We start from the raw sequence: 23,774 nt of genomic DNA on the forward strand, positions 1-23,774 counted from the left end.
CCTCGGCCGAGGGGCGACGTCCGCGGCGGGGCGGTCGGGGAACGCGGTCAGCGCAACGTCACCGGCAGGCTGGAGTAGCCGTGGACGAAGTTGGAGAACAGCCGGCGCGGCTCACCGGCCAGCTCGATCTCGTCGACCAGGTCGCGCACCGCCTCCAGCACCGAGCGCACGTGGGCGCGCCCGAGGTAGGCGCCGAGGCAGAAGTGCGGTCCGTGGCCGAACGCGATGTGCCGGTTGGGCGTGCGCGACAGGTCGAACGACAGCGGGTCGGTGAACACCTCGTCGTCGAAGTTGGCCGAGCTGTTCCACAGCGTCACCACGTCGCCCGCCTTGATGACCCGCCCACCGAGCTCCACGTCCACGACGGCGCGGCGGCCGAAGTGCATGGCGGGCGTGGTCCAGCGCAGCACCTCTTCGGTCGCCGTGCCGATGTCGACCTTGCCGTCCTTGAGCGCGCGCCACTGCTCCGGGTGCTGGTGCAGCGCCAGGAGCCCGCCGATCGAGGACATGCGGCTGGACTCGTCCGCGCCCAGGATGAGGCTGTAGCAGTTGAAGACGATCTCGTCCTCGCTCAGCGGCGCGCCGTCCACCAGCCCGTTGGCCAGGGCGCTGACCACGTCGTCGCCGGGGTCGCGCCGGCGTTGCTCGGCCAGGCCCGAGAAGTACAGCAGGATCTCGTTGCGAGCCAGCCACTCCTCCAGCTCGGTGTCCTCGGAGCTGTACCGGCTCAGCGTCCGGTTGTTCCAGTCCACGAGCTTCGCCCGGTCCGCGACGGGCACGTCCATCAGGTCGCCGATCGTGTTGATCGGGATGTGGTCGGCGACGTCGGTGGCGAAGTCGAACGTCGGCCCGACCCGCTCGCCCACCAGCGCCAGGGTCCGCTGGTGCACCCGTTCGGCGACCTTCGCCAGCACGCGCGGCGAGAACGACTTGATCATCAGGTTGCGCACGTCGCGGTGCCGCGGGCCGTCGGTGACCGCGAGCATCTTGCCCGACGCCGAGTCCGTGCCGCGCAACAACGTGGACAGCACGTTGCCGTGCTCGGAGGTGAACCTCTTGTTGTCCTTGTACACCGCCACGACGTCGGCGTAGCGGGACAGCACCCAGAAGCCCGGCGTGCCGTCGCCCGGCGGGTTCCAGTGCACGGGGTCCTCTTCGCGCAGCCGCCGCCACATCGAGTGCAGGTCCACGTCCAGGAACGTCTGCGGGTCGGCCAGGTCCAGGTCGGCCAGGTCGACATCGGCCAGGTGGGCGGTCATGTCCGTGTTCTCCTCAGTTGGCGGTGCTCGCGTACCGGCGCAGGCTGACGAACGAGGTCAGCAGGAACAGCAGGCCGAGGGTCACCACGACGACCACCTCCGGGTGGTCGGTCGGGAAGCCGCCGCCGGTGGTGACCGGGTTGCCCCACAGCTGGCGGCAGGCCGTGGCCACCGCGCTGATGGGGTTCCAGGCCGCGATCGGCGCCAGCCACGCGGGCAGGTTCTGCTCGGACAGGAACGCGTTCGACAGGAACGGGAACACGACCACGACCAGCGGCGCGATCGAGTCGATGGTCTCCAGGCTCTTGGACGACATGCCCAGCAGCACGCCGACCCACGTCACCACGTAGCAGAACACGACCAGCACGCCGAACGCGGCGAGCGTGGGCAGCAGCCCGGTGTGCGAGCGCCACCCCAGCAGCAGGCCGACGCCCACGACGACGGCCAGGCCCATCACCGCGACCACGAGGTCGGCGATCGTGTGTCCGATGAGGACGGACGACCGCGAGATCGGCAGCGACCGGAACCGGTCGATCAGCCCGCCCTTCAGGTCCGTCGCGACCGCGATGGCGGTCGGGCCGACGCCCGCGAGACCGACCTGCAGCGCCGCGCCCGCGAACAGGTACTCCTGGTAGCTGCCGCCGCCGGGGATGGAGATCGACTGCTGGAACAGGTAGCCGAGCACCAGCATGGACACCAGCGGGTTGAGCGTGACCCCGATGAAGCGGCCGGGCGCCCGGCGCAGGTGCCGCAGCCGCCTGCCGGTCACGGCCAGGACTTCGACCAGGGTCGCCCCGGGCCCGGGTTTGACGTCGACCAGTGCGTTCACGATTCCCCATTCCCGGGCGGGCGGGACATCCCGGCCGCCACCGCCGCGCCGATCCGGGCCAGGTGGCCCGGGTTCATCATGTGGTCGTGCCCACCGGGCAGGTGGTGCACTCGGAGGGCGCCGACGTGCGGCGTCCACAGGTCGACCCGTTCGGCCAGCTCGTCCTCGGGCAGCTCGCCGGAGGCCGCGAACAGCAGCACCTCGCCGTCGTAGCGGGACGGCCGGTACCGCTCGGAGAACCGCGAGTGGACCTTCATCACCTCGATCATCGCCAGCACCCGCTCGTCGCCGAGCCCGGCCAGCGGGCTGCCGTCGCGGCGCAGCACCTCGACCACGTCCTCGGCGGTGATGTCGCGGCCCGCGAACTCCGACCGGTCGTGCCCGACCAGCTCCACCACCCAGCCGAGCATCGCCTGGTCGTCGCCGTGCGGGTCGTGCCTGCTCGGCGGGTAGGCGTCGAGGTTGGCCAGCACGCCGACCCGCTCGCCGTCGGCTTCCAGCCGCGCGGCCACCTCGTGGGCGAGGATGCCGCCGAACGACCAGCCGAGCAGGTGGTACGGGCCCTCGGGCTGGATCGACCTGATCAGGTCGAGGTAGTCCGACGCCAACTGCCCCAACGACGTCGGCAGCGCGGCCAGCTCGGTGATGGACGGCGACTGGATGCCCACCAGCGGCGTGTCCGGGCCGACGTGCGGCGCCAGGCCGATGTAGGGCAGGGCGAAGCCGACGCCGCTGTGCAGGCAGAACAGCGCGGGACCGGAGCCCGGCTTCATCCGCAGCACGGTGTCGAACGGCGTGGTCTCCTCCAGGGCGGCGAACTCCTCGAACACGCTGGAGATCGCCGCGGCCCGCGACGGCGCGCGGTCGTCCGCCGCGGCCGCCAGGTCGGCGACGGTCTGGTGCACGAACACGTCCGCGATCGCGATCGGCAACCCCGCCTTGCGGGCGCGGGTGACGACCTGGATCGAGCTGATGCTGTCGCCGCCGACCGCGAAGAAGTTGTCGTCCACGCCGACCGACGGCACGCCGAGCACGTCCGCGACGATCCCGGCCAGCAGCTCCTCGGCCGGGGTGCGCGGGGCGCGCGTGGAGGGCAGGTGCGCGAAGTCCGCGGCGGGCAGGGCCTTGCGGTCCACCTTGCCGTTGGGCGTCAGGGGCAGGGCGTCGAGCACGACCAGCGCGGCGGGCACCATGTAGTCGGGCAGCGACTCGCCGAGCTCCTTGCGCAGCAACGCGATGTCGCCGCCCGCGTCGTCGGCCGGCACGACGTAGCCGACGAGCCGCTTGTGGCCCTTGGCGTCGCCGTCGACGACCACCACCGCGTCGCGCACGGCGGACAACGCCCGGGCCGCGGCCTCGACCTCGCCCAGCTCGATGCGGTGGCCGCGGATCTTGACCTGGTGGTCGCGCCGCTCCAGGAACTCCAGGTTGCCGTCCGGGCGCAGCACCACCCGGTCGCCCGTGCGGTACATCCGCGCGCCCGCGCCGAGACCGGACTCCGCGGCGAACGGGTCGGGCAGGAACGTCACCGACGTCCGCGCGGGGTCGCCGAGGTAGCCGCGCCCGACGCCGAGGCCGCCGACGTAGAGCTCGCCCGGCACGCCGACGGGCAGCGGCCGCAGGTCGTCGCCGAGCACGTACAGCGCGGTGTTGCGCACCGGTTGGCCGATCGGCACGCGCGTGCCGCGCACCGGCCCGGTGATCACCGCGTGCGTGACGTCGTCGGAGCACTCGGTCGGCCCGTAGGCGTTGACCAGCGGGATGGCCGGGAACCGCGCGAACCACCGCTCGCACAGGTCGGCGGGCAACGCCTCGCCGGTGACGACCAGCCGGCGCAGCGACGGCAGCTCCGGCGCCTCGCCCGTGGTGTCCCACACGTCCAGCGCGGCGCGCAGCAGCGACGGGACGACCTCCAGCACCGAGACGCGTTCACCGGCCGTGATGCCGAACAACGCCTCCGGGTCCGCGGCGACCTCGCGGCCGACGACCCGCACCCGGCCGCCGACCACCAACGGCGCCAGCATCTGCCACACCGAGATGTCGAACGTCACCGGCGCGTTGTGCACCACCGCGTCCTGTTCGGACAGCCGCAGGTCGTCCACCTTGGCGAGCAGGTGGTTGACCATGCCCGCCCGGTGCACCATCGCGCCCTTCGGCTTGCCCGTCGACCCGGACGTGAAGATCACGTAAGCGAGGTCGTCCGCCGCGCCCGCCAACGGCGGCAGGTCGCCGTCCTCGGCGCCGTCCAGGACCACCACCCGGGCGGTGCCGGCCACCTGTTCGGCCAGGCGGCGGTGCGCGGCGTCGGTCAGCAGCACGCGCGCGCCGCTGTCGGCCAGCAACGCGGCCGTGCGCGACACCGGGGCCTGCACGTCCAGCGGCAGGTAGGCGCCACCCGCGCCGAGCGCGCCCAGCACCGCCGAGACGTAGCGCGCGCCCGGTGCGGCCAGCACCGCGGCCAGACCGCCGTCCAGCTCACGGGACACCGCGGCGGCGCGGCGCACCAGCGTCGAGTAGGTGACCTCGCCGTCCTCGTCCACGACGGCCACGGCGTCGGGCGTGCGGACGGCGAACTCGCGCACCCGCTCCACCACGCCCCGGTACGCGTCCGGGCGGCGTGGTCCGGCGCCCGCGCCCAGCACCCGCTCGCGCTCCTCCGGGTCCAGCACGTCGAGCCGGCTCAGCCGCGCGCCCGGGTCGGCCACCGCGGCGCGCAGCAACCGCAGCAGCCGGTCCGCGATCCGCTCGACCGTGGACCGGGTGAACAGGTCGGTCGTGTACTCCAGCGCGCCCCGGATGCCCGTGGGCGCGCCGTCGGCGACCAGCTCGTCGAGCTGGAAGGTGAGGTCGAACTTCGCGCGCGGCGCGGCCACCGGCTGCACGCGGGCGTTCAGGCCGGGCAGGACGGCCGGCCCGTCACCGTCGTTCTGCAGCACCAGCATGACCTGGAACAGCGGCTGGCGGGCCGGCGACCGCACCGGGTTCAGCTTCTCCACCAGGTACTCGAACGGCAGGTCCTGGTGCGCGTACGCGCCGAGGTTCGCCTCCCGCACGCGGTGCACCAGCTCCTGGAACGTCGGGTCGCCGGCGGTGTCGGTGCGCAGCACCACGGTGTTGACGAAGAACCCGACCAGCTCGTCGAGCGCCTCGTCGGCCCGGCCGGCCACCGGGGTGCCGAGCGGGATGTCCGTGCCCGCGCCGAGCTTGCCCAGCAGGGCCGACACGGCCGCCTGGAACACCATGAACACGCTCGCGCCGGACTCGCGCGCCAGCGCCACCAGCCCCGCGTACAGCGGGCCGTCGACCAGGAACTCGACCTCGCCGCCGTCGTGCGTGCTCACCGCCGGGCGCGGGAAGTCGGTCGGCAGGTCCAGTTCCTCGGGCAGGTCGGCGAGCGCCTCGGTCCAGTACGCGAGCTGGGCGCCGAGCAGGCTCTCCGGGTCGTCCTCGGAGCCGAGCAGCTCACGCTGCCACAGCGCGTAGTCCGCGTACTGCACCGGCAGCGGCGACCGGTCCGGGGCCACGCCCGCGCAACGGGCGCGGTAGGCGTCGGTCAGGTCGCGGGCGAACGGCGCGATCGACCAGCCGTCGAACGCGATGTGGTGGAAGACGACCAGCAGCACGTGCTCGTCCGGGCCGAGCCGGAACAGCGTGGCGCGCAACGCGGGTTCTGTCGCGAGGTCGAACCCGCGGTCCGTCTCGGCGGTCAGCACGCGGCCCAGCTCGGCCTCGGCGAGTTCGGCCACCTCCAGCGGCGGGTGGTCCGGCGGCAGGTCGGCCACCCGCTGGTGCGGCTTGCCGTCCTCGTCCGGGAACACCGAGCGCAGCACCTCGTGCCTGGCCACGACGTCGCGCAGGGCGGCGCGCAGCGCGTCGACCCTCAGCGCGCCGGTCAGGCGCATCGCCAGCGGCACGTTGTAGGTGCCGGTGGCGTTCTCCTCCAGGCGGTTGAGGAACCACAGCCGCCGCTGGGCGAACGACAGGGGCGTCCGCTCGCCGCGCGGCATCGGCGCCAGCGCCGGTCGGGCGCCCTGCGCGCCGCGCACCTGGTCGGCCAGCGCCGCCACGGTGCGCGCCTCGAACAACGCCCGGATGGGCAGCTCGACGCCCAGCGCGGACCGGGCCCGGCTGATGACCCGCGTGGCCAGCAGGGAGTGCCCGCCGAGTTCGAAGAAGTCCTCGTCGATCCCCACCTGCGGCAGGCCGAGCACGTCGGCGAACAGCCCGGTCAGGATGTCCTCGACCGGTGTGCGCGGTCCCCGGCCGCGAGCGGCGGGCGCGCCGGCCTCGGGCGCGGGCAGCGCCTTGCGGTCCAGCTTGCCCTGCGCGGTCAGCGGCAGCTCGTCCAGCGCGACCAGCGCCGCCGGGACCATGTACTCCGGCAGCGACTCGACCAGCAGTTCCCGCACGCCGTCGGGCACCGCGCCGGGTCGTCCGGGCGCGGGCGCGGCGGGCACCAGGTAGCCGACCAGCCTGCGGTCGCCGTCGTCCTCGCGGACCACGACCACGGCCTGGGCCACGCCGGGGTGCGACACCAGCGCCGACTCGATCTCGCCCAGCTCGATGCGGAAGCCGCGCAGCTGCACCTGGTCGTCCGCGCGGCCGACGTAGTCCAGCTGGCCGTCGGCGTGCCACCGGACCAGGTCGCCGGTGCGGTACATGAACCCGCCCGGCGCGTCGAACGGGTCGGCGACGAACCGCTCGGAGGTCAGGCCGGGCCGGTCGAGGTACCCGCGGGCGAGCCCGCCGGCGACGTACAGCTCGCCCGTCACGCCGACGGGCACCGGCCGCAGCAGCGGGTCGAGCACGTACACCCGGTGCGCCGCGGTCGGCGTGCCGATGGGCGGCCTGCCCTCGCCGGTCAGCGGGCCGCCGACGGTCGAGGCGAGCACCGCCTCGGTCGGCCCGTACCCGTTGAACATCCGGTGCCTGGGCGCCCAGCGCGCCACCACCTCCGGCGGGCACGCCTCGCCGGCGACGACCATCACCAGGTCGTCGGGCAGCCGGGCGTCCTCGGGCAGCCCGCCCGCGACCACCGGCGGCAGCGCCGCGAGGTTGACCCGCCTGGTCCGGATCAGGTCGAGCAGCGGTCGGCCCGGCGCGCGGGCGTCGTCGTCGGCGACCACCAGCGTGCCGCCGCCCAGCAGGGCCAGGCCCCACTCCCACACCGTCGCGTCGAAGCTGTAGGAGGCGAACTGGAGCACCCGCGTGTCGGGCGTGACGTCGAACTTCGCGATCAGGCTCCGGACCATGGCGACGAGCCCGGCGTGGTCGACCACGACGCCCTTGGGCCGCCCGGTGGACCCGGACGTGTAGATCACGTAGGCCGGGTGCCCCTGGCGCAGCGCCGGCGCCGGCGCGGTGGCGGGCAGGCCGTCCAGCTCGGCGAGCACCGCGGGGTCGTCCAGGAGCACCAGCGGCACGTCGAGCCCGGCCATCCCGCCGGCGGTGTCCACAGTGGACACCAGAGCGATCGGCCGGGCGTCGTCCACCATGTACGCGATCCGGTCCAGCGGCAGCTTGGCGTCGATCGGCAGGAACGCCGCGCCGGACTTCAGCACGGCGAGCACCACCACCGCCGCCTCCAGCGAGCGCGGCAGGGCGAAGGCGACCACGCCCTCCGGGCCCGCGCCCCGGGCGGCCAGCAGCCGGGCCAGCCGGTTCGCGCGGGCGTCCAGCCCGGCGTAGGTCAGCTCCTCGTCGCGGAACACGGCGGCGAGCGCGTCCGGCGCCTGCGCGACCCGGTCGGCGAACAGCTGCGGCGCGGTCACGTCCGGGATCGGCGCGATCCGCCCGCTCCACTCGCCCAGCAGCAGCTCCCGCTCACCCGCCGCCAGCACGTCGACCCGGCCCACCGGCGTGTCCGGCGCGTCGACCGCGGTCTCCAGCAACCGCACGAACCGGTCGACCAGCAGCCGCACGTCCTCGCGGGTGAACAGGCGACCCCGGTACTGGGCGTGCAGCCGCATCCGCTCGCCGGGGTACACGCCCAGCGCGAACGGGTACTCGGCCACCACGCGCGCCTCGCCGCCGAGCACGTCCAGGTCCGGCGCCAGGCCGCCCAGCTCGCGGGCGTCGGCCATCGGGTAGTTGTGGTAGCTGACCACGGTGTCGAACAGCTCGCCGATGCCGGCCTGCTGCTGCACCTCGGCCAGGCCGAGGTGCTGGTGCGGCTCCAGGTCGAACTGCCCGGCGCCGAGGTCCGCCAGCAGCCGCGCGAGCGTGTGCGCGGGGTCGAGCGCCACCCGCACCGGCAGCGTGCCGAGGAACGGGCCGATCATCGTCTCGACGCCCGGCAGCTCGGCGGGCCGGCCGGACCGCACCGCGCCGAACACGACGTCCCGGCTCCCGGTCAGGGCGCCCAGCAGCACCGCCCAGCAGCCCTGCACGACCGTGCTGAGGGTGAGGTCGTTGGCCCGCGCCCAGTCGGTCAGGCGGGCCGTCAGGGACTCGGGCAGGTCCACCAGCAGCTCGTCGGGCACCGCGGGCGTGCGGTCCGGGTCGACCGGCGCGAGGCGGGTCGCCTCCGTCAGCCCGGCCAACGCCGAGCGCCACGCGTCGCGCGCCGCCTCGACGTCCCGGTCGGCCAGCCACCGCAGGTAGTCGGCGTGGGGTGGCACCGGCGGCAGCGCGGAGGTGTCGACCCCGTTGGCGTACAGGGTGAACAGCTCCCGCGCGAAGATCGGGTTGGACCAGCCGTCCACCAGGGAGTGGTGCACGGTCCAGACGACGCGGAACGACTCGCCGGTCAGCCGCACCACGGTGAACCGCACCAGCGGCGGCGCCGTCAGGTCGAAGCGGCGCAGCCAGTCGGCGTCGGTGAGCCGGGCCAGCTCGCCGTCCCGGTCCGCCGGGTCCATCCCGCTCAGGTCGACCTCGTCCCACGACGGCTCGACCGCCGAGGGCACGACGAGCACGGCGTCACCGGACTCCCGGTGCCGGAAGGCGGCACGCAGCAGCGGGTGCCGCGCCAGGAGCGCCCGTACGGCGGCGCGCAGCCGGGCCGGGTCGAGCGGACCGGCCACGTCCACGGTCACCTGCAACGTGTAGGCGTCCACGCCGTCGCGGTCGTAGTCGGCCTGGAACAGCAGGCCCTTCTGCGACGGCGACAGCGGCAGCACGTCGTCCAGCGGGCCGACCGCCCGCTCGACGTCCTCGATCTCGCGCTGGGTCAGCGACACCAGCGGGAAGTCCGACGGCGTGCGGCCACCGGCCCGGCCCGCGTGCCGTTCCGCGTACTCCACCAGCGCGCCCAGGACCGCGGTGAACGTCTCGGCGATGCCCCGGACGTCCTCTTCGGACAGCAGCGCGCCCGCGTACCGCCAGTCGGACACGAGCACCGGGCCGGTCGGCCGGTCCTCGGTGACCGCGGCGACCTCCAGCGCGTACCGCAGCGGCACGTCCCGGTGCGCGTGCAGGCCGACGTCGCCGCGCAAGGACCACTCCCCCCGGTCCACGCCGAAGCGCCCGAGGTAGTTGAAGCCGATCTGCGGCGGGGCGAACCGGGCCAGCGCGCCCTGCGTCTGGGGGTTGAGGTGGCGCAGCAGCCCGAAGCCGAGGCCGTGGTCGGGCAGGGCGCGCAACGCCTCCTTGACCCGCTTCACCACCCCCGGCACGTCCGAGGTGTCGCCGACGTCGAGGCGCACGGGGAACACGCTGGAGAACCAGCCGACCGTGCGCGCCAGGTCCACGTCCTCGGCGTCCTGCTCGCGCCCGTGGCCCTCCAGCTCGACCAGCACCGACCCGCCGCCGCGCCGCCGCGCCACCGCGACCGCGAGCGCGGCCAGCAGCACCTCGTTGGCCTCGGCGTGGAACGCGGCGGGCACCGTGGTCGTCAACGCCGCCGCGTCGGCCACCTCGAACCGGTGGTGGCCGGCGGTGCGCTCGACGTCCACGGCGGGGTCGAGCGGGCGCGCGCCCAGCAGCGGGTCGCCGCCGCGCAGCTGCCCCGTCCACAGCGGCAGCTCGGCGGTGCGGGCGGCGGTGCGCGCCTGCTCCGACAGCAGCCCGGTCCAGCGGCGGTAGGACGTGCCGACGGGTGGCAGGGGCCGTCCCTCGACGGCCGCGCGCAGGTCGGGCAGCAGGATCCGCCACGACACGCCGTCCACGGCCAGGTGGTGGGCCACCACGAGCAGCTCGCCGTCGTTCAGCACGAACCGGACGACCACGCCGTCCTTGGGCGCCAAGCGCTCGCGTGCCGCGTCGAGCGTGCCGCCGGCGCTGACCACGTCGGCCGCGCGGACCGCGCCGCGGGGCTGGACCTCCAGCGCCCACAGCCCCTCGACCGGCTCGGCGAGCCGCAGCCGCAGCGCGTCGTGGTGGTCCAGCAGCACCTGCACGGCCGCGGTGAGCCGGTCGACGTCCAGCCCGGCGGGCACGGACACCGCCACGTGCTGGCTGTAGTCACGGGTCAGCCCGGTGGGGACCTCGCGCAACTGGTGGGCGATCGGGGGCGGCTCGACCTCCCCGACACCGTCGTCCGCGACCACGGCGACGGCGGAGACGGGCTTGGCGACCGCCGCGATGGCGGCCGGTGTCCGCAGCCGGAACACGTCCGCCGAGGTGACGACCAGGCCCGCCGCGCGGGCGCGGCTGACCACCTGGATGGAGCTGATGCTGTCGCCGCCGAGGGCGAAGAAGCTGTCGTCCGCGCCGACCGAGGCCACGCCGAGCACCTCGGCGAGCACACCGCAGAGGATCTCCTCCTCGCGGGTGCGGGCCGCGCGCGTCGTCACGGGCGTGCCGAAGTCCACGGCGGGCAGCGCCTTGCGGTCCACCTTGCCGTGCGGGGTCAGCGGCAGCGCGTCCAGCACCACGAACGTCGACGGCACCATGTACTCGGGCAGCAGCCGTGCCACCTGCTCGCGGACCCCGGCCGCCTCGCCCACGACGTAGCCGACGAGCCGCTTGTGCCCGGCCGGGTCGGTGACGACGGCGACCGCGGCGTCACCGACGCCCGGCACCGCGCGGACGGCGGCCTCGACCTCGCCGAGCTCGATGCGGTGACCGCGGATCTTGACCTGGAAGTCCCGCCGCTCCAGGAACTCCAGCTGCCCGTCGGCGTGCCGCAGCACGCGGTCGCCGGTGCGGTACATGCGGTCGCCCGGCCCGCCGAACGGGTCGGGCAGGAACGTCGTCGCGGTGCGCCCGGGATCGCCGAGGTAGCCGTGGCCGACGCCGGCGCCCGCCACGTACAGCTCGCCGGGCACGCCCTGCGGCATCGGTCGCAGGTCGTCGCCCAGCACGTAGAGCCGGGTGTTGCGCACCGCGTGGCCGATCGGCGCGCGGGCGCCGTCGACCGGTCCGGTGATCAGCGCGTGCGTGACGTCGTCCGAGCACTCGGTCGGCCCGTAGGCGTTGACCAGCGGCAGCCCCGGGTAGCGGTCGAACCAGCGCGCGCACAGGTCGGCGGGCAGCACCTCGCCCGTGACGACCAGGTGCCGCAGGCCGGGCAGCGGCACGGCGTGGCCGGCGGCGTCCCAGGCGTCGAGCGCGGCGCGCAGCAGCGACGGCACGACCTCCAGCACGGTCACGCCCCCGGTCGCGGCGAGGCCGAACAGGGTGTCCGGGTCGGCGGCCTCCGCCGCGCCCACGACGAGCACCCGTCCGCCCACGACCAGCGGCGCGAGCATCTGCCAGACGGACACGTCGAAGGTCACCGGCGCGTTCTGCACGACGGTGTCGGCGGCGGTGAGCCCGAGGTCCTCGACCTTGGCCAGCAGGTGGTTGACGAGGCCGCCCCGGTGCACCATCGCGCCCTTCGGCCGGCCCGTCGACCCCGACGTGAAGATCACGTACGCGAGGTCGTCGGCTGAGTCGGACAACGGTGACAGCTCGTGGTCCTCGGCGTCGTCCAGCACGACCACGCGCGCGCTGCCGGCGAGTTCGTCCGCGAGCGCGCGGTGCGCCGGGTCCACGACCAGGTGCGTGGCGCCGCTGTCGGCCAGCAGGCCCGCGATCCGGGCGACCGGCGCGCGCACGTCCAGCGGCACGTACGCGCCGCCCGCGCCGAGGGCGGCCAGCACCGCCGTGACGAAACCGGCGCCGGGCTCGGCGAGCACGGCGGTCAGCCCGGCGTCCAGCTCGCGCGACAGGGCGTTGGCGCGCGCGACGAGCTCGCCGTAGGTCACCGGTCCGGCCCTGTCCACCACCGCGACCGCGTCGGGCCGGGCCGCGGCGACGGCGCGCACGCGTTCCACGACGCCGGTGTAGTCGTCCTCGCGCACCGGGCCGACGACGGCGTCGGCCCCGGCGAAGTCCACCCGGCTCAGCGCGGCGTCCGGCGCCGCCCGCACGAACTCCTCCAGGTACGCGGCGAAGCGGGTGACGTGGCCCGCCACCTCGGCGTCCTCGTACAGGCCCGCGTTGCCGCTCAGGTGCAGTTCGAGGCCGCCGCCCGGCGCCTCCACGACCGTGGCCTCGAAGTCGTCCACCAGCCCGGTGGACAGGTTGTTGACCGTCATCGCGCACGGTCCGAGCTTCAGCTCGGTCTCCTGCGGCAGGATGTTGACCAGCGGGCCGAACGGCCTGCGGTCGTCGCTGCGCAGGCCCATCGCGCCGCGGATGCGGCTGACCCGGTGCCGCTGGTGGCGCAGCACCCTGGTGACCTCGCGCGAGGTGTCGGCCAGCAGCCCGGCGCGGGACGTCCCCGGGCCGACGGCCAGCCGCAGCGGCACGGTGTTGGCCACCATGCCGGGGATGGCGCGCATCCGGGCGCCCACCCTGGCGGTCACCGGCAACGTCAGCAGCACGTCGCGGACGCCGGTCATCCGCTGGGTGTAGGCCGCCATCGCGGCGGTCACCACGGTCGGCCACGTCACCTTGGCCCCGGCGGCGACCTCGCGGACCAGGCGCGCGGTCGACTCGGGCACCACGGCGCTGCGGCGCACGAAGCCCTGCGCCCGCGGGCCGTCCCGGTGCGACAGGCTGACCAGCTCGGGAGCGTCGGTGAACCGCCGGTCCCAGAACCTGCGGTCCCGCTCGGCCTGACCGGACCCGCCGTAGGCCGCCTCCGCCGCGATCAGCTCGGCCAACGGCGGCAACCGGCCGTCGTCGACCGACGCGCCCGCCAGCAGGGCCTCGTACAGCTCGCCGAGCCTGCGCCAGAACACCACCTGCGTGTAGCCGTCGCACAGGAAGTGGTGGATGCACAGGGAGAAGAACGCCCGCTCGTCGCCGACGCGCAGCAGCGCCAGGCGGAACAGCGGGAAGTCGCCGAGCGCGAACGGCACGTCCAGGTCGGCCCGCACCCAGTCGCGGCCGGCGCGTTCCGGGTCGGCCTCGCCGCGCAGGTCCAGCACCCGCAGACCGGGGTCCGGCAGGGGCTCGACCACCTGGCCCGGCTCGCCGTCGACCTCGGTGAACCGCGCCCGCATGCACTCCGACTCGAACACCAGCCGCGCCACGGCCGCGCGGAACACCTCGATGTCCAGCGGTCCGCGGATGTCCAGGTAGCCCGCGGTGTTGTACGCCGACGTGCCGCCGGAGAGCTTCTCGTCGAACCAGATGTCGAGCTGACCGGCGGACAGGGGAAGCCGGTGGGTCATGGCAGTCTCCTCGCAAGCATGGCGTCCTCGGCGAGCAGGTCCGCGCCGTAGATGTCGCTGATCCACTGGTCCCGGTAGACGGTGTCCAGGTAGCGGTCGCCGAGGTCGGGCGCGATCGCCACCGCGGTCACATCGCCGTCGGGCCGGTTGCGGGTGAGCCAGTCGGCGGCGCCCGAGAGCACCGTGCCGGTCGAGCCGCCGAACAGGAAGCCGTGCCGCAGCAACGTCCGGCAGGCGCGCACCGTGTCCCGTTCCGCCACGTGCAGCACCTCGTCCACGAAGGACTCGTCCAGCAGCGGCGGGCGGACGCTGGTGCCCAGGCCCGGCAGCATCCGCGGCTGCGCGGGCGTGCCGAAGGTGACCGAGCCGACCGAGTCGACCGCGACGACCCGCACCGACGGCTTGTTCTCCTTGAAGTACCGCGCGCAGCCCATCAGCGTGCCGGTGCTGCCCGCGCCGATGAACACCACGTCGACCTCGGGGAAGCTCTTCAGGATCTCCGGGCCGGTGCTCTGGTAGTGCGCCATCCAGTTCGCCGGGTTGGCGTACTGGTTGAGCCACACGTAGCCCTCGTCCTCGCACACCTGCTTGACGTAGCGGATGCGGGCGCCGAGGTAGCCGTCCTGCGGGTCGGGCTCGGTGATGACGTGCACCCGCGCGCCCAACGCCTCCATCAGCTGTCTGGTGGCGAGGTTGCAGCGCGCGTCGGTGACGCACAGGAACCGGTAGCCGCGGCTCGCCGCCACCAGCGCCAGCGCCACCCCGAGGTTGCCCGACGAACTCTCCACCAGCGTGGCGCCCTCGCGCAGGGTGCCGGCGCGCACGGCGGCGGACACCATCTCGTTGGCGGCCTTGAGCTTGATGGACCCGGCGAAGTTGAACCCCTCGCACTTGAGGTACAGCGGGTGGCCCGAGAGCCGCCGGAGGTCCACGTAGAGGTCGTCCACGTTGAACTCCTGGGGCGTCGATATCACTGGCATGCGCCGACTCCTAGGCGAAGTGCACGGTCAGGCGGCTCAGCGCTTGCCGTAGCGGTCGAGGTCGAAGAAGAAGTCCGGGACCACGGCCAGCGCGCCCGCCCGCGACACCTCGTCGTAGACGTGCTTGCCGACCGCCAGGTCCAGCACGCCCAGGCCGAACGGGGAGAACACCAGCGGCCGGTCCGCCGGTGGCGTCACCGCGCCGGTCATGACGTCGTGCAACGTGCCGGACAGGAAGTCGCGGTTGCCGGTGAGCTGCTCGGCCAGGTGCGGCGAGGTGTTCGCCTTCAGGCAGTGCTCCACGTCGTCCACCACGTTGGTGGACGCGAGGATCACCTCCGGCGACAGGTCGCGCAGCGACACGTGCAGCACCAGCGGGTTGTGGTCGAACCACGTCGGGTCGGTGACGTGCGGCGTGCCCGCGACGGTGGCGAACACGACCAGGTCGCTCGACCGGATCACGCTCTCCGCGCTGTCGTGGACCTCGACGGCGCCGTCGCCCGCGCCCTCGGCGTACTCGCGGAAGCCGTTCGCGGAGTCGGCGCTCAGGTCGTGCACGCCGACCTCGTCGAAGCTCCACCCGGTGGCGGTCAGGTAGGTGTGGATGTAGCGGGCGATCAGGCCGGTGCCGACGAACCCGACCCTGGTGGGCCTGCTCCGGTGCCGGCTGAGCCGGTCCGCGGCCAGCGCGGCGGACGCGGCGGTGCGCACCGCGCTGACGATGGAGCTCTCCAGGCACGCGATCGGGTAGCCGGTCTCGCGGTCGTTGAGGATCAGCACCGCGGACGCGCGCGGCAGGCCCGCGGCGACGTTCGCGGGGAAGCTGGAGATCCACTTCACGCCGTGCACGCCGACGTCGCCGCCGATGGACGCGGGCAGTGCGATGATCCGCGACGAGGGGTCTTCGGGGAACCGCAGGAAATAGGACGGTGGATTGACCGTGTCACCTTCGCCGTGCCACCGGTAAGCCGCCTCGATGAGTTCGACAACGTGCTTCTCGCGCCCTCGCAATACCTCGTCCACTTGAGCGCCGGAAATCACCGCGAAGGCAGGTGCCACGTTACCGTCCCTTTCTCGTCCAGGCCTGATGAGCAGCGCCGACCCGTCCGGGCAGCGGTCACGACCACATACTCGCGAACACGGCTGACAACCCGCTGACACGTCACTGACGGCGTCGGGTATAGAAAATCCATAGCCATTCGGGTTCAGGCTGGTCCCGACCCGGATATCTCGGGCACTCGCCCTTCGAACACCGGCAGCACTGCGGCGAACGTCGGTTCCGCGGCCTTTGTCGTGATCATGACGGGAGGACAAACCTCGATGGCAGATCGTAGGATCAAGAAGGTCGTGGTGCTCGGTGGCGGCACCGCGGGCTGGATGGCCGCGTCGTACCTCGGCAAGGCCCTCGGGCCGGCCGTGACCATCACCGTGCTCGAAGCGCCCGCCATCCCGAAGATCGGCGTCGGCGAGGCCACGGTGCCGAACCTGCACAAGACGTTCTTCGACTTCCTCGGCATCGCCGAGGAGGACTGGATGCGCGAGTGCAACGCCAGCTTCAAGATGGGCATCAAGTTCACCAACTGGCGCACGCCGGGCGTCGGTGAGGCGAACGGTCGCCCGTACCAGGGCACGAGCGACCACTACTACCACCTGTTCGGCCTGCTGCCGAACCACGAGAACCAGCCGCTGTCGCACTACTGGGCGCACAAGAAGCTCACCGGCCAGACCGACGAGCCGTTCGACTACGCCTGCTACCGCGAGCCGCCGATCATGGACCAGAACCTCTCGCCGAGGTTCATGGACGGCACCAAGTGGACCAACTACGCGTGGCACTTCGACGCGAACCTGGTCGCCGACTTCCTGCGCCGCTTCGCGACCACCAAGCAGGGCGCGATCCACGTCCAGGACAAGATGGTCGAGGCGGTCATCGACCAGCGCGGCCACGTCTCGGCGCTCAAGACCGAGGGCGGGCGCACCCTCGAGGGCGACCTGTTCATCGACTGCTCCGGCTTCCGCGGCCTGCTCATCAACCAGGCGATGAAGGAGCCGTTCCTGGACATGAGCGACCACCTGCTCAACGACAGCGCGGTCGCCGCCCAGATCCCGCACGACGACGCCGTCGACGGTGTCGAGCCCTACACCGGCGCCATCGCGATGTCGTCCGGCTGGACGTGGAAGATCCCGATGCTGGGCCGCTTCGGCAGCGGCTACGTGTTCTCCAGCCGGTTCCAGTCGCGTGACGAGGCGACGCTCGAGTTCTGCAACATGTGGGGACTCGACCCGGAGAACACCCCGCTGAACCAGGTCAAGTTCCGCGTCGGCCGCAACCGCCGGGCGTGGGTCAAGAACGTGGTCTCGATCGGCCTGGCGTCGTGCTTCCTGGAACCGCTGGAGTCGACCGGCATCTACTTCATCTACGCGGCGCTGTTCCAGCTGGCGAAGCACTTCCCGGACAAGGACTTCGACTCGATCCTGCAGGACCGCTTCAACGCGGAGATCGAGACGATGTTCGACGACTCCCGCGACTTCGTGCAGGGCCACTTCAGCTTCGCGCCCCGCAACGACACGCCGTTCTGGCAGGCGTGCAAGGACTTGGAGCTGGCGGACGACTTCAAGGAGAAGGTCCGCATGTACAAGGCCGGTCTCGCGGTCAACATGCCGATCACCGACGAGTCGACCTACTACGCCAACTTCGAGGCGGAGTTCCGCAACTTCTGGAACAACTCCAACTACTACTGCATCTTCGCCGGGCTCGAGTACCTGCCCGACCACACGCTGCCCGCGCTGGCCGCGCGGCCCGACGTGCTCGACTCGGCCGAGGCGGTGTTCGCGCAGATCAAGCAGACGCAGAAGGAACTGATGAGCACGCTGCCCACCACGTACGAGTACCTCAAGCAGCTGCACGGCAAGTAGGACTTCCCACCCCCCGGGAAAAGACGAGCCCACCGGTCCCCCGACCCGGTGGGCTCGTCGCCGTGCGCGCCCGCGCGAACGCACCGTTCGGCCCACATCACCACCTGTCAGCCGACTTGTGCGTGCTCGACCCGGGTTCCTACGCTCTGCCGACCATCGTGGTTCTTCGGGGGGAAGTCGTGATCAGACCGGTTCTCGCGGTGCTCGCCGTCCTGCTGGCGTCGGCGGCGCACGTGGTCGCCCTGCCCACCGGCGCGGTGGCGGAGCCGGCCGCGGCCTCCGCGCCCGCGTTGTCGAGGTACACCGCCGTCGCGCCGGTCCGGGTGCTCGACACCCGCGCGGGCGTCGGGGCGCCGGCCGGTCGGGTCGGCGCGGGCGGGACCGTGACGGTGGACCTGTCCGACCGGGTGCCGGCCACGGCGACCGCCGTCCTGCTCAACGTGACCGGGTTCGCCGCCGCCGCGGCGACCACCGTCACCGCCCACCAGACCGGCTCGGCCCGTCCGGGCGCCGCGGCCGTGAGCCTGCACGCCGGGGAGAGCAAGGCCGGCTCGGTCACCGTCCAGCTGGGGCCCGACCGCAGGGTCGACCTGCGCGCCGACGCGGGCGCCCTGGACCTCGTCGCCGACCTGACCGGCTACTACGCCACCGGCGGCGGCGCCAAGTACCGCCCCACGGCGTCGGCGGAGCTGTTCGACATCGCGGTCGGCGCGGCGGCCACGAGGACCGTCGACGTCTCGTCCCGCGTGCCGGCGGGCGTGACCGCGGTGGCCGTCGCCCTCACCGCCGGGCAGGCGACCGCGCCGACCTCGGTCACCGCGTGGCGGGCGGGCTCCGCGCGGCCGGGCACGTCGGTCGTGACCGTGGCGGCCCGGCGCACCGTGTCCAACCTGGCCGTCGTGGCGGTCGGCGCGGACCGCAGGATCGACTTGTTCAACGAGGCGGGCACGATCCGCGTGATCGGCCAGCTCGTGGGCTACTACGGCGCCGACGCCGCCGGGGAGTTCGTCCCGGTCACGCCGCGCCGCCTGTTCGACACGACCACCGGCCAAGGCGTGCGGGACGGCGCCGCCGGAGCGCTGGCCGCGGGCCGGTACCTCTCGTCGGAGGTGATCGCGACGCTGCCGGTCACCGGCGTGGTGTTCAACCTGACCGCCACCCAGGGCACCGGCACGGCGCGGATCAGCATGTCCCAGAACGTGGGCGGCGCCACGACGCGCACCCTCTACGCGGACGCCGCGCGGACCGCGACGACGCAGGTGTTCGGCGAGCTCGACACCTGGCAGCGGCTCGGCATGGTGAACCGGGGCGAGTCCGGCGCCGTCCACCTGCTCGGCGACGTCACCGGGTACTTCACGGACACCTGCGTGGGCAACGCCGGCTGCGCGTTCGTGTGGGGCGCGGGCGTGAACGGCCAGTTCGGCGACGGCACGAGCGGCTACCGCTCCCTGCCGGGTGCGATCCCCGGCTTCGGCGACGTCGTCGCCGTCGCGGGCGGCGCCTCGGAGAACATGGCGCTGCGCGCGGACGGCACCGTGTGGGTGTGGGGTCACAGCGAGGCGGTGCCGGGCCTGCTCGCGGATCGGCCCCAGCGGATGAGCGGGCTGTCCGGGATCACCGCGATCGCGGCCGGTCGCGGCAACGGGCTGGCGCTGGGGTCGGACGGCACCGTGTGGTCGTGGGGGCGCACCGCCTACGGCCAGCTCGGTGACGGCGTCGACCACGAGGTGGACTACCTGACCACCCCGGTCCGGGTCGCGGGGCTGACGGGCGTGGTCGCCATCGCCTCCGGCTACAACAACGGCTACGCCGTCAAGTCCGACGGCACCGTGTGGTCGTGGGGCGACAACACCTGGGGCAGGCTGGGTCACGGCGTGCTGTGCGACAAGGCCGTGCCGGGCACGTGCCAGTCCAACGTGCCGGTGCGGGTCGTCGGCATGACCGACGCGGTCGCCGTGGCCGACGAGGGCTTCGCGCTCAAGGCGGACGGCACGGCGTGGGCGTGGGGCACCAACCACTCCGGCCTGCTGGGCAACGGCTCGACGGACACCGCGCCGAGCCCGGTGGCCGTCCAGGTGCCAGGGCTGACCGACGTCGTGGAGGTCAAGGGCGGCGTCGACAACCGCTACGCCCTCAAGGCCGACGGGACCGTCTTCGCGTGGGGCAGCAACGCGCACGGGCAGATCGGCAACGGCTCGACGAGCACCGAGCACGTCCGCTCGCCGGTGGCGGTGTCCGGGCTGACCGGCGCGGTGGCCATCGCGCTGGGCGAGGCGCACAACGGCTACGCGCTCACCTCGGACGGCTCGCTGTGGGCGTGGGGCGACAACCTGAACTACCAGCTGGGTCGGGGCGAACCGCGCACGTCGAACGTGCCGCTGCGGGTGGACCGGGTGAGCGGGATCGGCGTCACCCGGATCTCCGGGTACGCGTACGGGCTGCTCGCCCTGGTTCCGGCGGGCTGAGCACCCGTCGCCGGCCGTTCCCTGGGAGGCTGGGGGCATGACCGTGCGGCGGATCGTGGTGCTCGGCGTGAGCGGGGCGGGCAAGTCGACGTTGGCGCGCGAGGTGGCCCGCGTGGTCGACGCCCCGCACGTCGAGCTGGACGCGATCCAGCACGGCCCGGACTGGACGACGCCGCCGGACGACGAGTTCCGGGAGCGGCTGGCGGCGGCCACCGCGGGGCCCGCCTGGGTGGTCGACGGCAACCTCGCCGCCCTGACCGCCGACGTGCTGTGGCACCGGGCCGACCTGATCGTGTGGTTGGACCTGCCGCTGTGGGTCGCCTTGCCGCGGTTGGTGCGCCGCAGCACGGCCCGGATCGTGCGCCGGACCGTGCTGTGGAACGGCAACCGGGAACGGCCGGGTTTCCTGGTCGGCCGGAACTCGGTGCTCGTCTGGGCGGTGCGGGCCCGCCGCCGGCACCTCGCCGAGTACCCCGGCCGGTTGGCGCGGGCCGGGGTGCCGTGGGTCCGGCTGCGGTCCGCGGCCGGGGTGGCGCGGTGGCTGGCCGGGTTCAGCGCGGTGAGCCGACGCCCACCCGGAACGGGTCGTCCCGGTCCAGCTTCCCGGTGAACAGGCCCTGGAACAGGTTCAGCTTCTGCATGTTCGACGTGCCCTCGATGAACTCCAGGCCGCGCGCGTCGCGGACCAGCTTGTCCAGCTGCGGGTGGTCGAAGCGCGCGCCGACGCCGAAGAACTCGCAGGCCGCGCGGGTGGCGTCGAGCGCGAGCTGCGACGCGCGGGCCTTGGCCGCCGACGCGAGGTAGCCGTCGGACGTCCGGGCGTCGACCGCGCGGGCGGCCAGGTGCACGAGCGCGCGGGCCGCCGTGATCCGGCGGCCCAGCTCGTCGAGCCGGTCGCGCTCGTCGCGGCGCAGCGTCGTGCGGTGCTCGGCCACGTACTCGTGCGCCGCCCGCGCGATGCCGAGCGCGATCGCCGCCACGCCCGGCCGGAGCAGGTTGAACGTCTGCACGAACGCCCACATGCCGCGCCGTGACGGCGAGAGGTGCCGTCCGACGAAGCGGGACGCGGGCACGTGCACGTCGTCCAGCGTGATCGCGCTGATCCGCGCGCCGCGCAGGCCGATGGTCTCCAGCGCGGTCGCCGAGAACCCGGGCGTCGGCGTCTCCACCAGGACCGCGTTGATGCCGAGCGGGCCGGAGCCGACGCGCGCGAACACGACCCCGAGCTGCGCCCGGCAGGCGTTGCCGACGTACCGCTTCTCGCCGGAGAGCACGCCACCCCCGTCGACCGGGGTCAACGTCGACGTCAACCCGCCCGCGTCGGACCCGCGGTCCGGCTCGGTGAGCGCGAAGAACGTCCACAGCGGCTCGGCGAGCATCCGGCCGTAGAACCACTCCTTCTGCTCGGCGTCGGCGAGCAGGTCGACCAGCACGCCGGCCAGCAGCGGGCCGGGCGAGGCGACCAGCATGCCGACGTCCGCGCAGGCCAGCTCCTCCATGATGATCGCGCGTTCGAGGGCGAGCGTGCCGTAGAACCGGTTGCCCGCGATGGGGATGGGGACGTTCCCGTACTCCGGCGGGATGCCCATGGTCGACAGGTAGCGGACCGCCGGGAGGTCGAAGTGGGCGCGGATGAGCTCCGGATCGCGGTCCAACGCGAGCCCGAGGCGGCGGAAGTCCGCCCCCCACTCGCGCACCTGGTCGCGCAACGCAACGAGCCGCGCGTCCAGCGCGCTCACGACTCGACACCCACGGACCGCACGCCACCGACGCCGCCGATGCCACGGGCACCGCCCGCACCCGCCGGCGCGCCACCCGCCCCACCCGCGCCAACGGATCCCGCACCGCCGAAACCGGCCGGAACGCCGTTGCCGGCGCCGATCGAGCCGTCGATCCCATGGGCCGCAGATCCCGCACCGGCCAACCCGTCCGCGACACCATCGGCGCCACCGACCGGGCCACCCGCGCCAACCGCGCCGGTTCCCGCATCAACCGAACCGGCCGCGGCACCGTCGCCGGCACCGGTCGAGCCGTCTGCGGCACGCGCGGCGGGGGCGGCGTTCGCCGTGCGCGCGGCCGACGCGTCGTCGTGCGTGGCGCGCGCGGCCGGGGCCGGGGCCGGTGTGGGCCTGGGCGTGGTGCGCGCGGCCGGCGGGGTGTGGTCGTGCGAGTCCGATGCGGGGTCGGTGGTCGGGGCGGGCACGTAGGCCTCCGCCAGCAGCTCCGACAGGTGCGCCACCTGACCCGGGCCGCCGACCAGGTACCCGCTCGCGCCGAGCAGGTTCACCAGCCACCGGTCCGCCGCGGTGATCCTGGCGTGCAGGTGGGCCAGGATCACGCCGGGCAGCTCGCCCGGGTCCACGCCCGTCAGGACCGCGCGCACCTCCAGGTGCTCGATCAGCCCGTCGGCGACGGTCGACTTCACCATCTGCTGCTGGAGCAGCGTGGTGTTGCCGGTGCGCCTCCCGTTCAGGTAGCGCATGCACGTCTCGCGCAACGCCTCCGACAGCCCCAGCCTCAGCCACACCAGGCCCAGCGCCCAGGCGGCTCGCTGGTCTGACGTGCCGGGGTCGGACGTGCCGGGGTCGGTCTCGGGGTCCGCTGCTCTCAACCGAGGATCGAGAACACCGTTTCCGTACATTTTCGGGCCATCTTCACCCGATCGTGTACCCGCCATCCGCAGCAGCACCACCGCCCCGCCTGGCAGGTCGATCGTATCCACAGTGGACTCGTCCAGTCCAACCCGGTCCACCAGGACACCGTCCGCCCACACCCGGTCCGCCGACGCCGCGACCTCCTGCGACACGACCGCGTGCCCACCCGGGCCGCACGGCAGCGAACCCGGCGCCACGAGCGAACCCAGCACCGTCAACGCGGGCGCCAGCCCCTCCTCCCGCGCCACCAGGTGGCAGCGCGACAGCACAGCGGCGCCCCACCGCACGGACGTCGTCACCGGACCTCCCCCACCGCGGCCAGACCCAGGTCACCGGTCACCGGGTCGTGCTCGACGAGCACCACCCGGCCGAGCGAACCGGCCAACCCCTCCCACAACGACGTGCACGGGTACCCGGCCGCCGCGGACCGCACCGTCCCGCCGCGCCGCACCAGCTCCGGGTCGATCCCGGCGCCCGCGACCACGGCCACCCGCTCGTCCGGACCCACCACCGACGCCAGCCCGGCGGCCAGGGCGTCCGGCAGGTCGGCGACCGCGACCCCGGGCGTGTGCACCAGCGACAACGGCGCACCGCCGGGCTCCAGCAGCAACGCCACCCCGGCGTCACCCGCGGGCCGGTCGTGCGCGCCCACGTCGTAGGGCAACGTCGCCTGGTCGGCGATCACCACCAGCACCCGCGAGAAACCGTGCCGCGCCGCGTAGTCCGACGCGATCCGCAGCGCCGCGAACGGCGCGCACCGGCCCACGTCGGACACCGAGAACGACAACGGCGCGCCGGGCACCGCCTCGGCCAGGTACGTCGCCGCGGCCAGCCGGCAGTCGAGGTCCGGCGTGGCGTGGGCGACGATCGCCAGCTCCACCGGTCCCAACGGCTCCAGCCCGGCGTGCAGCGACCGGGTCAGCGCGGTGAACGTCGTGCCCGGCGAGGCGAGCACGTCCGGCCGCACGGCGACCCCGTAGAGGGACGTGAGGTCGGTGAAGTGGCGCAACGAGAACTCGTCGTCCAGCGAGCGGTCGGGGGCGACGCGGGTCCGCACGACCCGCGAGAGCCCCAGCGCCCGCACGCCCGACGACCGCGTCAACGTCGGCGCGGAGGTCCGGTACACGG

At 73.7% G+C, this 23,774-nt stretch carries 11 protein-coding genes; 3 read left to right on the forward strand and 8 right to left on the reverse strand.

Annotation, left to right across the window (positions count from 1 at the left end):
- Window positions 1-47 precede the first annotated feature (47 nt).
- Genes ABTZ99_RS19150 through sbnB form a run of 5 tightly spaced genes read right to left on the reverse strand, consistent with a single transcriptional unit; the run spans window position 48 to window position 15,673 of the window.
- Complete coding sequence (locus ABTZ99_RS19150) at window positions 48-1,259, reverse strand: cytochrome P450 (RefSeq protein WP_498776015.1); 1,212 nt, start codon at window positions 1,257-1,259, stop codon at window positions 48-50.
- Between the two features lie 13 nt (window positions 1,260-1,272).
- Window positions 1,273-2,088, reverse strand: a complete 816-nt coding sequence (locus ABTZ99_RS19155; RefSeq protein WP_498776012.1) for an ABC transporter permease — start codon at window positions 2,086-2,088, stop codon at window positions 1,273-1,275.
- Window positions 2,085-13,634: an amino acid adenylation domain-containing protein gene (locus ABTZ99_RS19160; protein WP_499612669.1), complete on the reverse strand. Its 11,550-nt coding sequence runs from the start codon at window positions 13,632-13,634 to the stop codon at window positions 2,085-2,087. Before ABTZ99_RS19160 ends, ABTZ99_RS19155 begins: the two co-directional genes overlap by 4 nt.
- Complete coding sequence (sbnA, locus tag ABTZ99_RS19165) at window positions 13,631-14,614, reverse strand: 2,3-diaminopropionate biosynthesis protein SbnA (protein WP_498776008.1); 984 nt, start codon at window positions 14,612-14,614, stop codon at window positions 13,631-13,633. The genes ABTZ99_RS19160 and sbnA overlap by 4 nt, the downstream gene beginning before the upstream one ends.
- Before the next feature lie 36 nt (window positions 14,615-14,650).
- Window positions 14,651-15,673 (reverse strand): 2,3-diaminopropionate biosynthesis protein SbnB, encoded by a 1,023-nt coding sequence (gene sbnB, locus ABTZ99_RS19170; protein ID WP_498776006.1) that lies wholly within the window; start codon window positions 15,671-15,673, stop codon window positions 14,651-14,653.
- 261 nt (window positions 15,674-15,934) lie between these two features.
- Here sbnB and ABTZ99_RS19175 point away from each other — a divergent pair, with 261 nt between their 5' ends.
- The 3 genes from ABTZ99_RS19175 to ABTZ99_RS19185 all read left to right on the forward strand — a co-directional run bounded on the left by ABTZ99_RS19175 (window position 15,935) and on the right by ABTZ99_RS19185 (window position 20,602).
- A complete protein-coding gene (locus ABTZ99_RS19175; protein WP_498776004.1) occupies window positions 15,935-17,527 on the forward strand; it encodes a tryptophan halogenase family protein in 1,593 nt (530 codons plus the stop codon).
- Between the two features lie 179 nt (window positions 17,528-17,706).
- Entirely contained in the window at window positions 17,707-19,992 is a 2,286-nt protein-coding gene (locus ABTZ99_RS19180) for an RCC1 domain-containing protein (RefSeq protein WP_499612672.1), read from the forward strand.
- 37 nt (window positions 19,993-20,029) lie between these two features.
- On the forward strand, window positions 20,030-20,602 hold the full coding sequence (locus ABTZ99_RS19185) for a P-loop NTPase family protein (protein ID WP_499612674.1): 573 nt from the start codon (window positions 20,030-20,032) through the stop codon (window positions 20,600-20,602).
- On the opposite strand, the gene ABTZ99_RS19190 is transcribed toward ABTZ99_RS19185, so the two are convergent.
- The 3 genes from ABTZ99_RS19190 to ABTZ99_RS19200 are packed head-to-tail and all read right to left on the reverse strand — an operon-like array spanning window position 20,544 to window position 23,772.
- On the reverse strand, window positions 20,544-21,731 hold the full coding sequence (locus ABTZ99_RS19190) for an acyl-CoA dehydrogenase family protein (RefSeq protein WP_498775997.1): 1,188 nt from the start codon (window positions 21,729-21,731) through the stop codon (window positions 20,544-20,546). The genes ABTZ99_RS19185 and ABTZ99_RS19190 overlap by 59 nt on opposite strands.
- Window positions 21,728-22,945, reverse strand: coding sequence for a hypothetical protein (locus ABTZ99_RS19195; RefSeq protein WP_499612676.1), 1,218 nt, complete (start codon window positions 22,943-22,945; stop codon window positions 21,728-21,730). Before ABTZ99_RS19195 ends, ABTZ99_RS19190 begins: the two co-directional genes overlap by 4 nt.
- On the reverse strand, window positions 22,942-23,772 hold the full coding sequence (locus ABTZ99_RS19200) for a hypothetical protein (RefSeq protein WP_498775993.1): 831 nt from the start codon (window positions 23,770-23,772) through the stop codon (window positions 22,942-22,944). Before ABTZ99_RS19200 ends, ABTZ99_RS19195 begins: the two co-directional genes overlap by 4 nt.
- Window positions 23,773-23,774: the final 2 nt, after the last annotated feature.

Origin of the sequence: Actinosynnema sp. NPDC002837 (assembly GCF_040295345.1) — a bacterium.
In the GTDB taxonomy this organism is placed as follows: domain Bacteria; phylum Actinomycetota; class Actinomycetes; order Mycobacteriales; family Pseudonocardiaceae; genus Actinosynnema.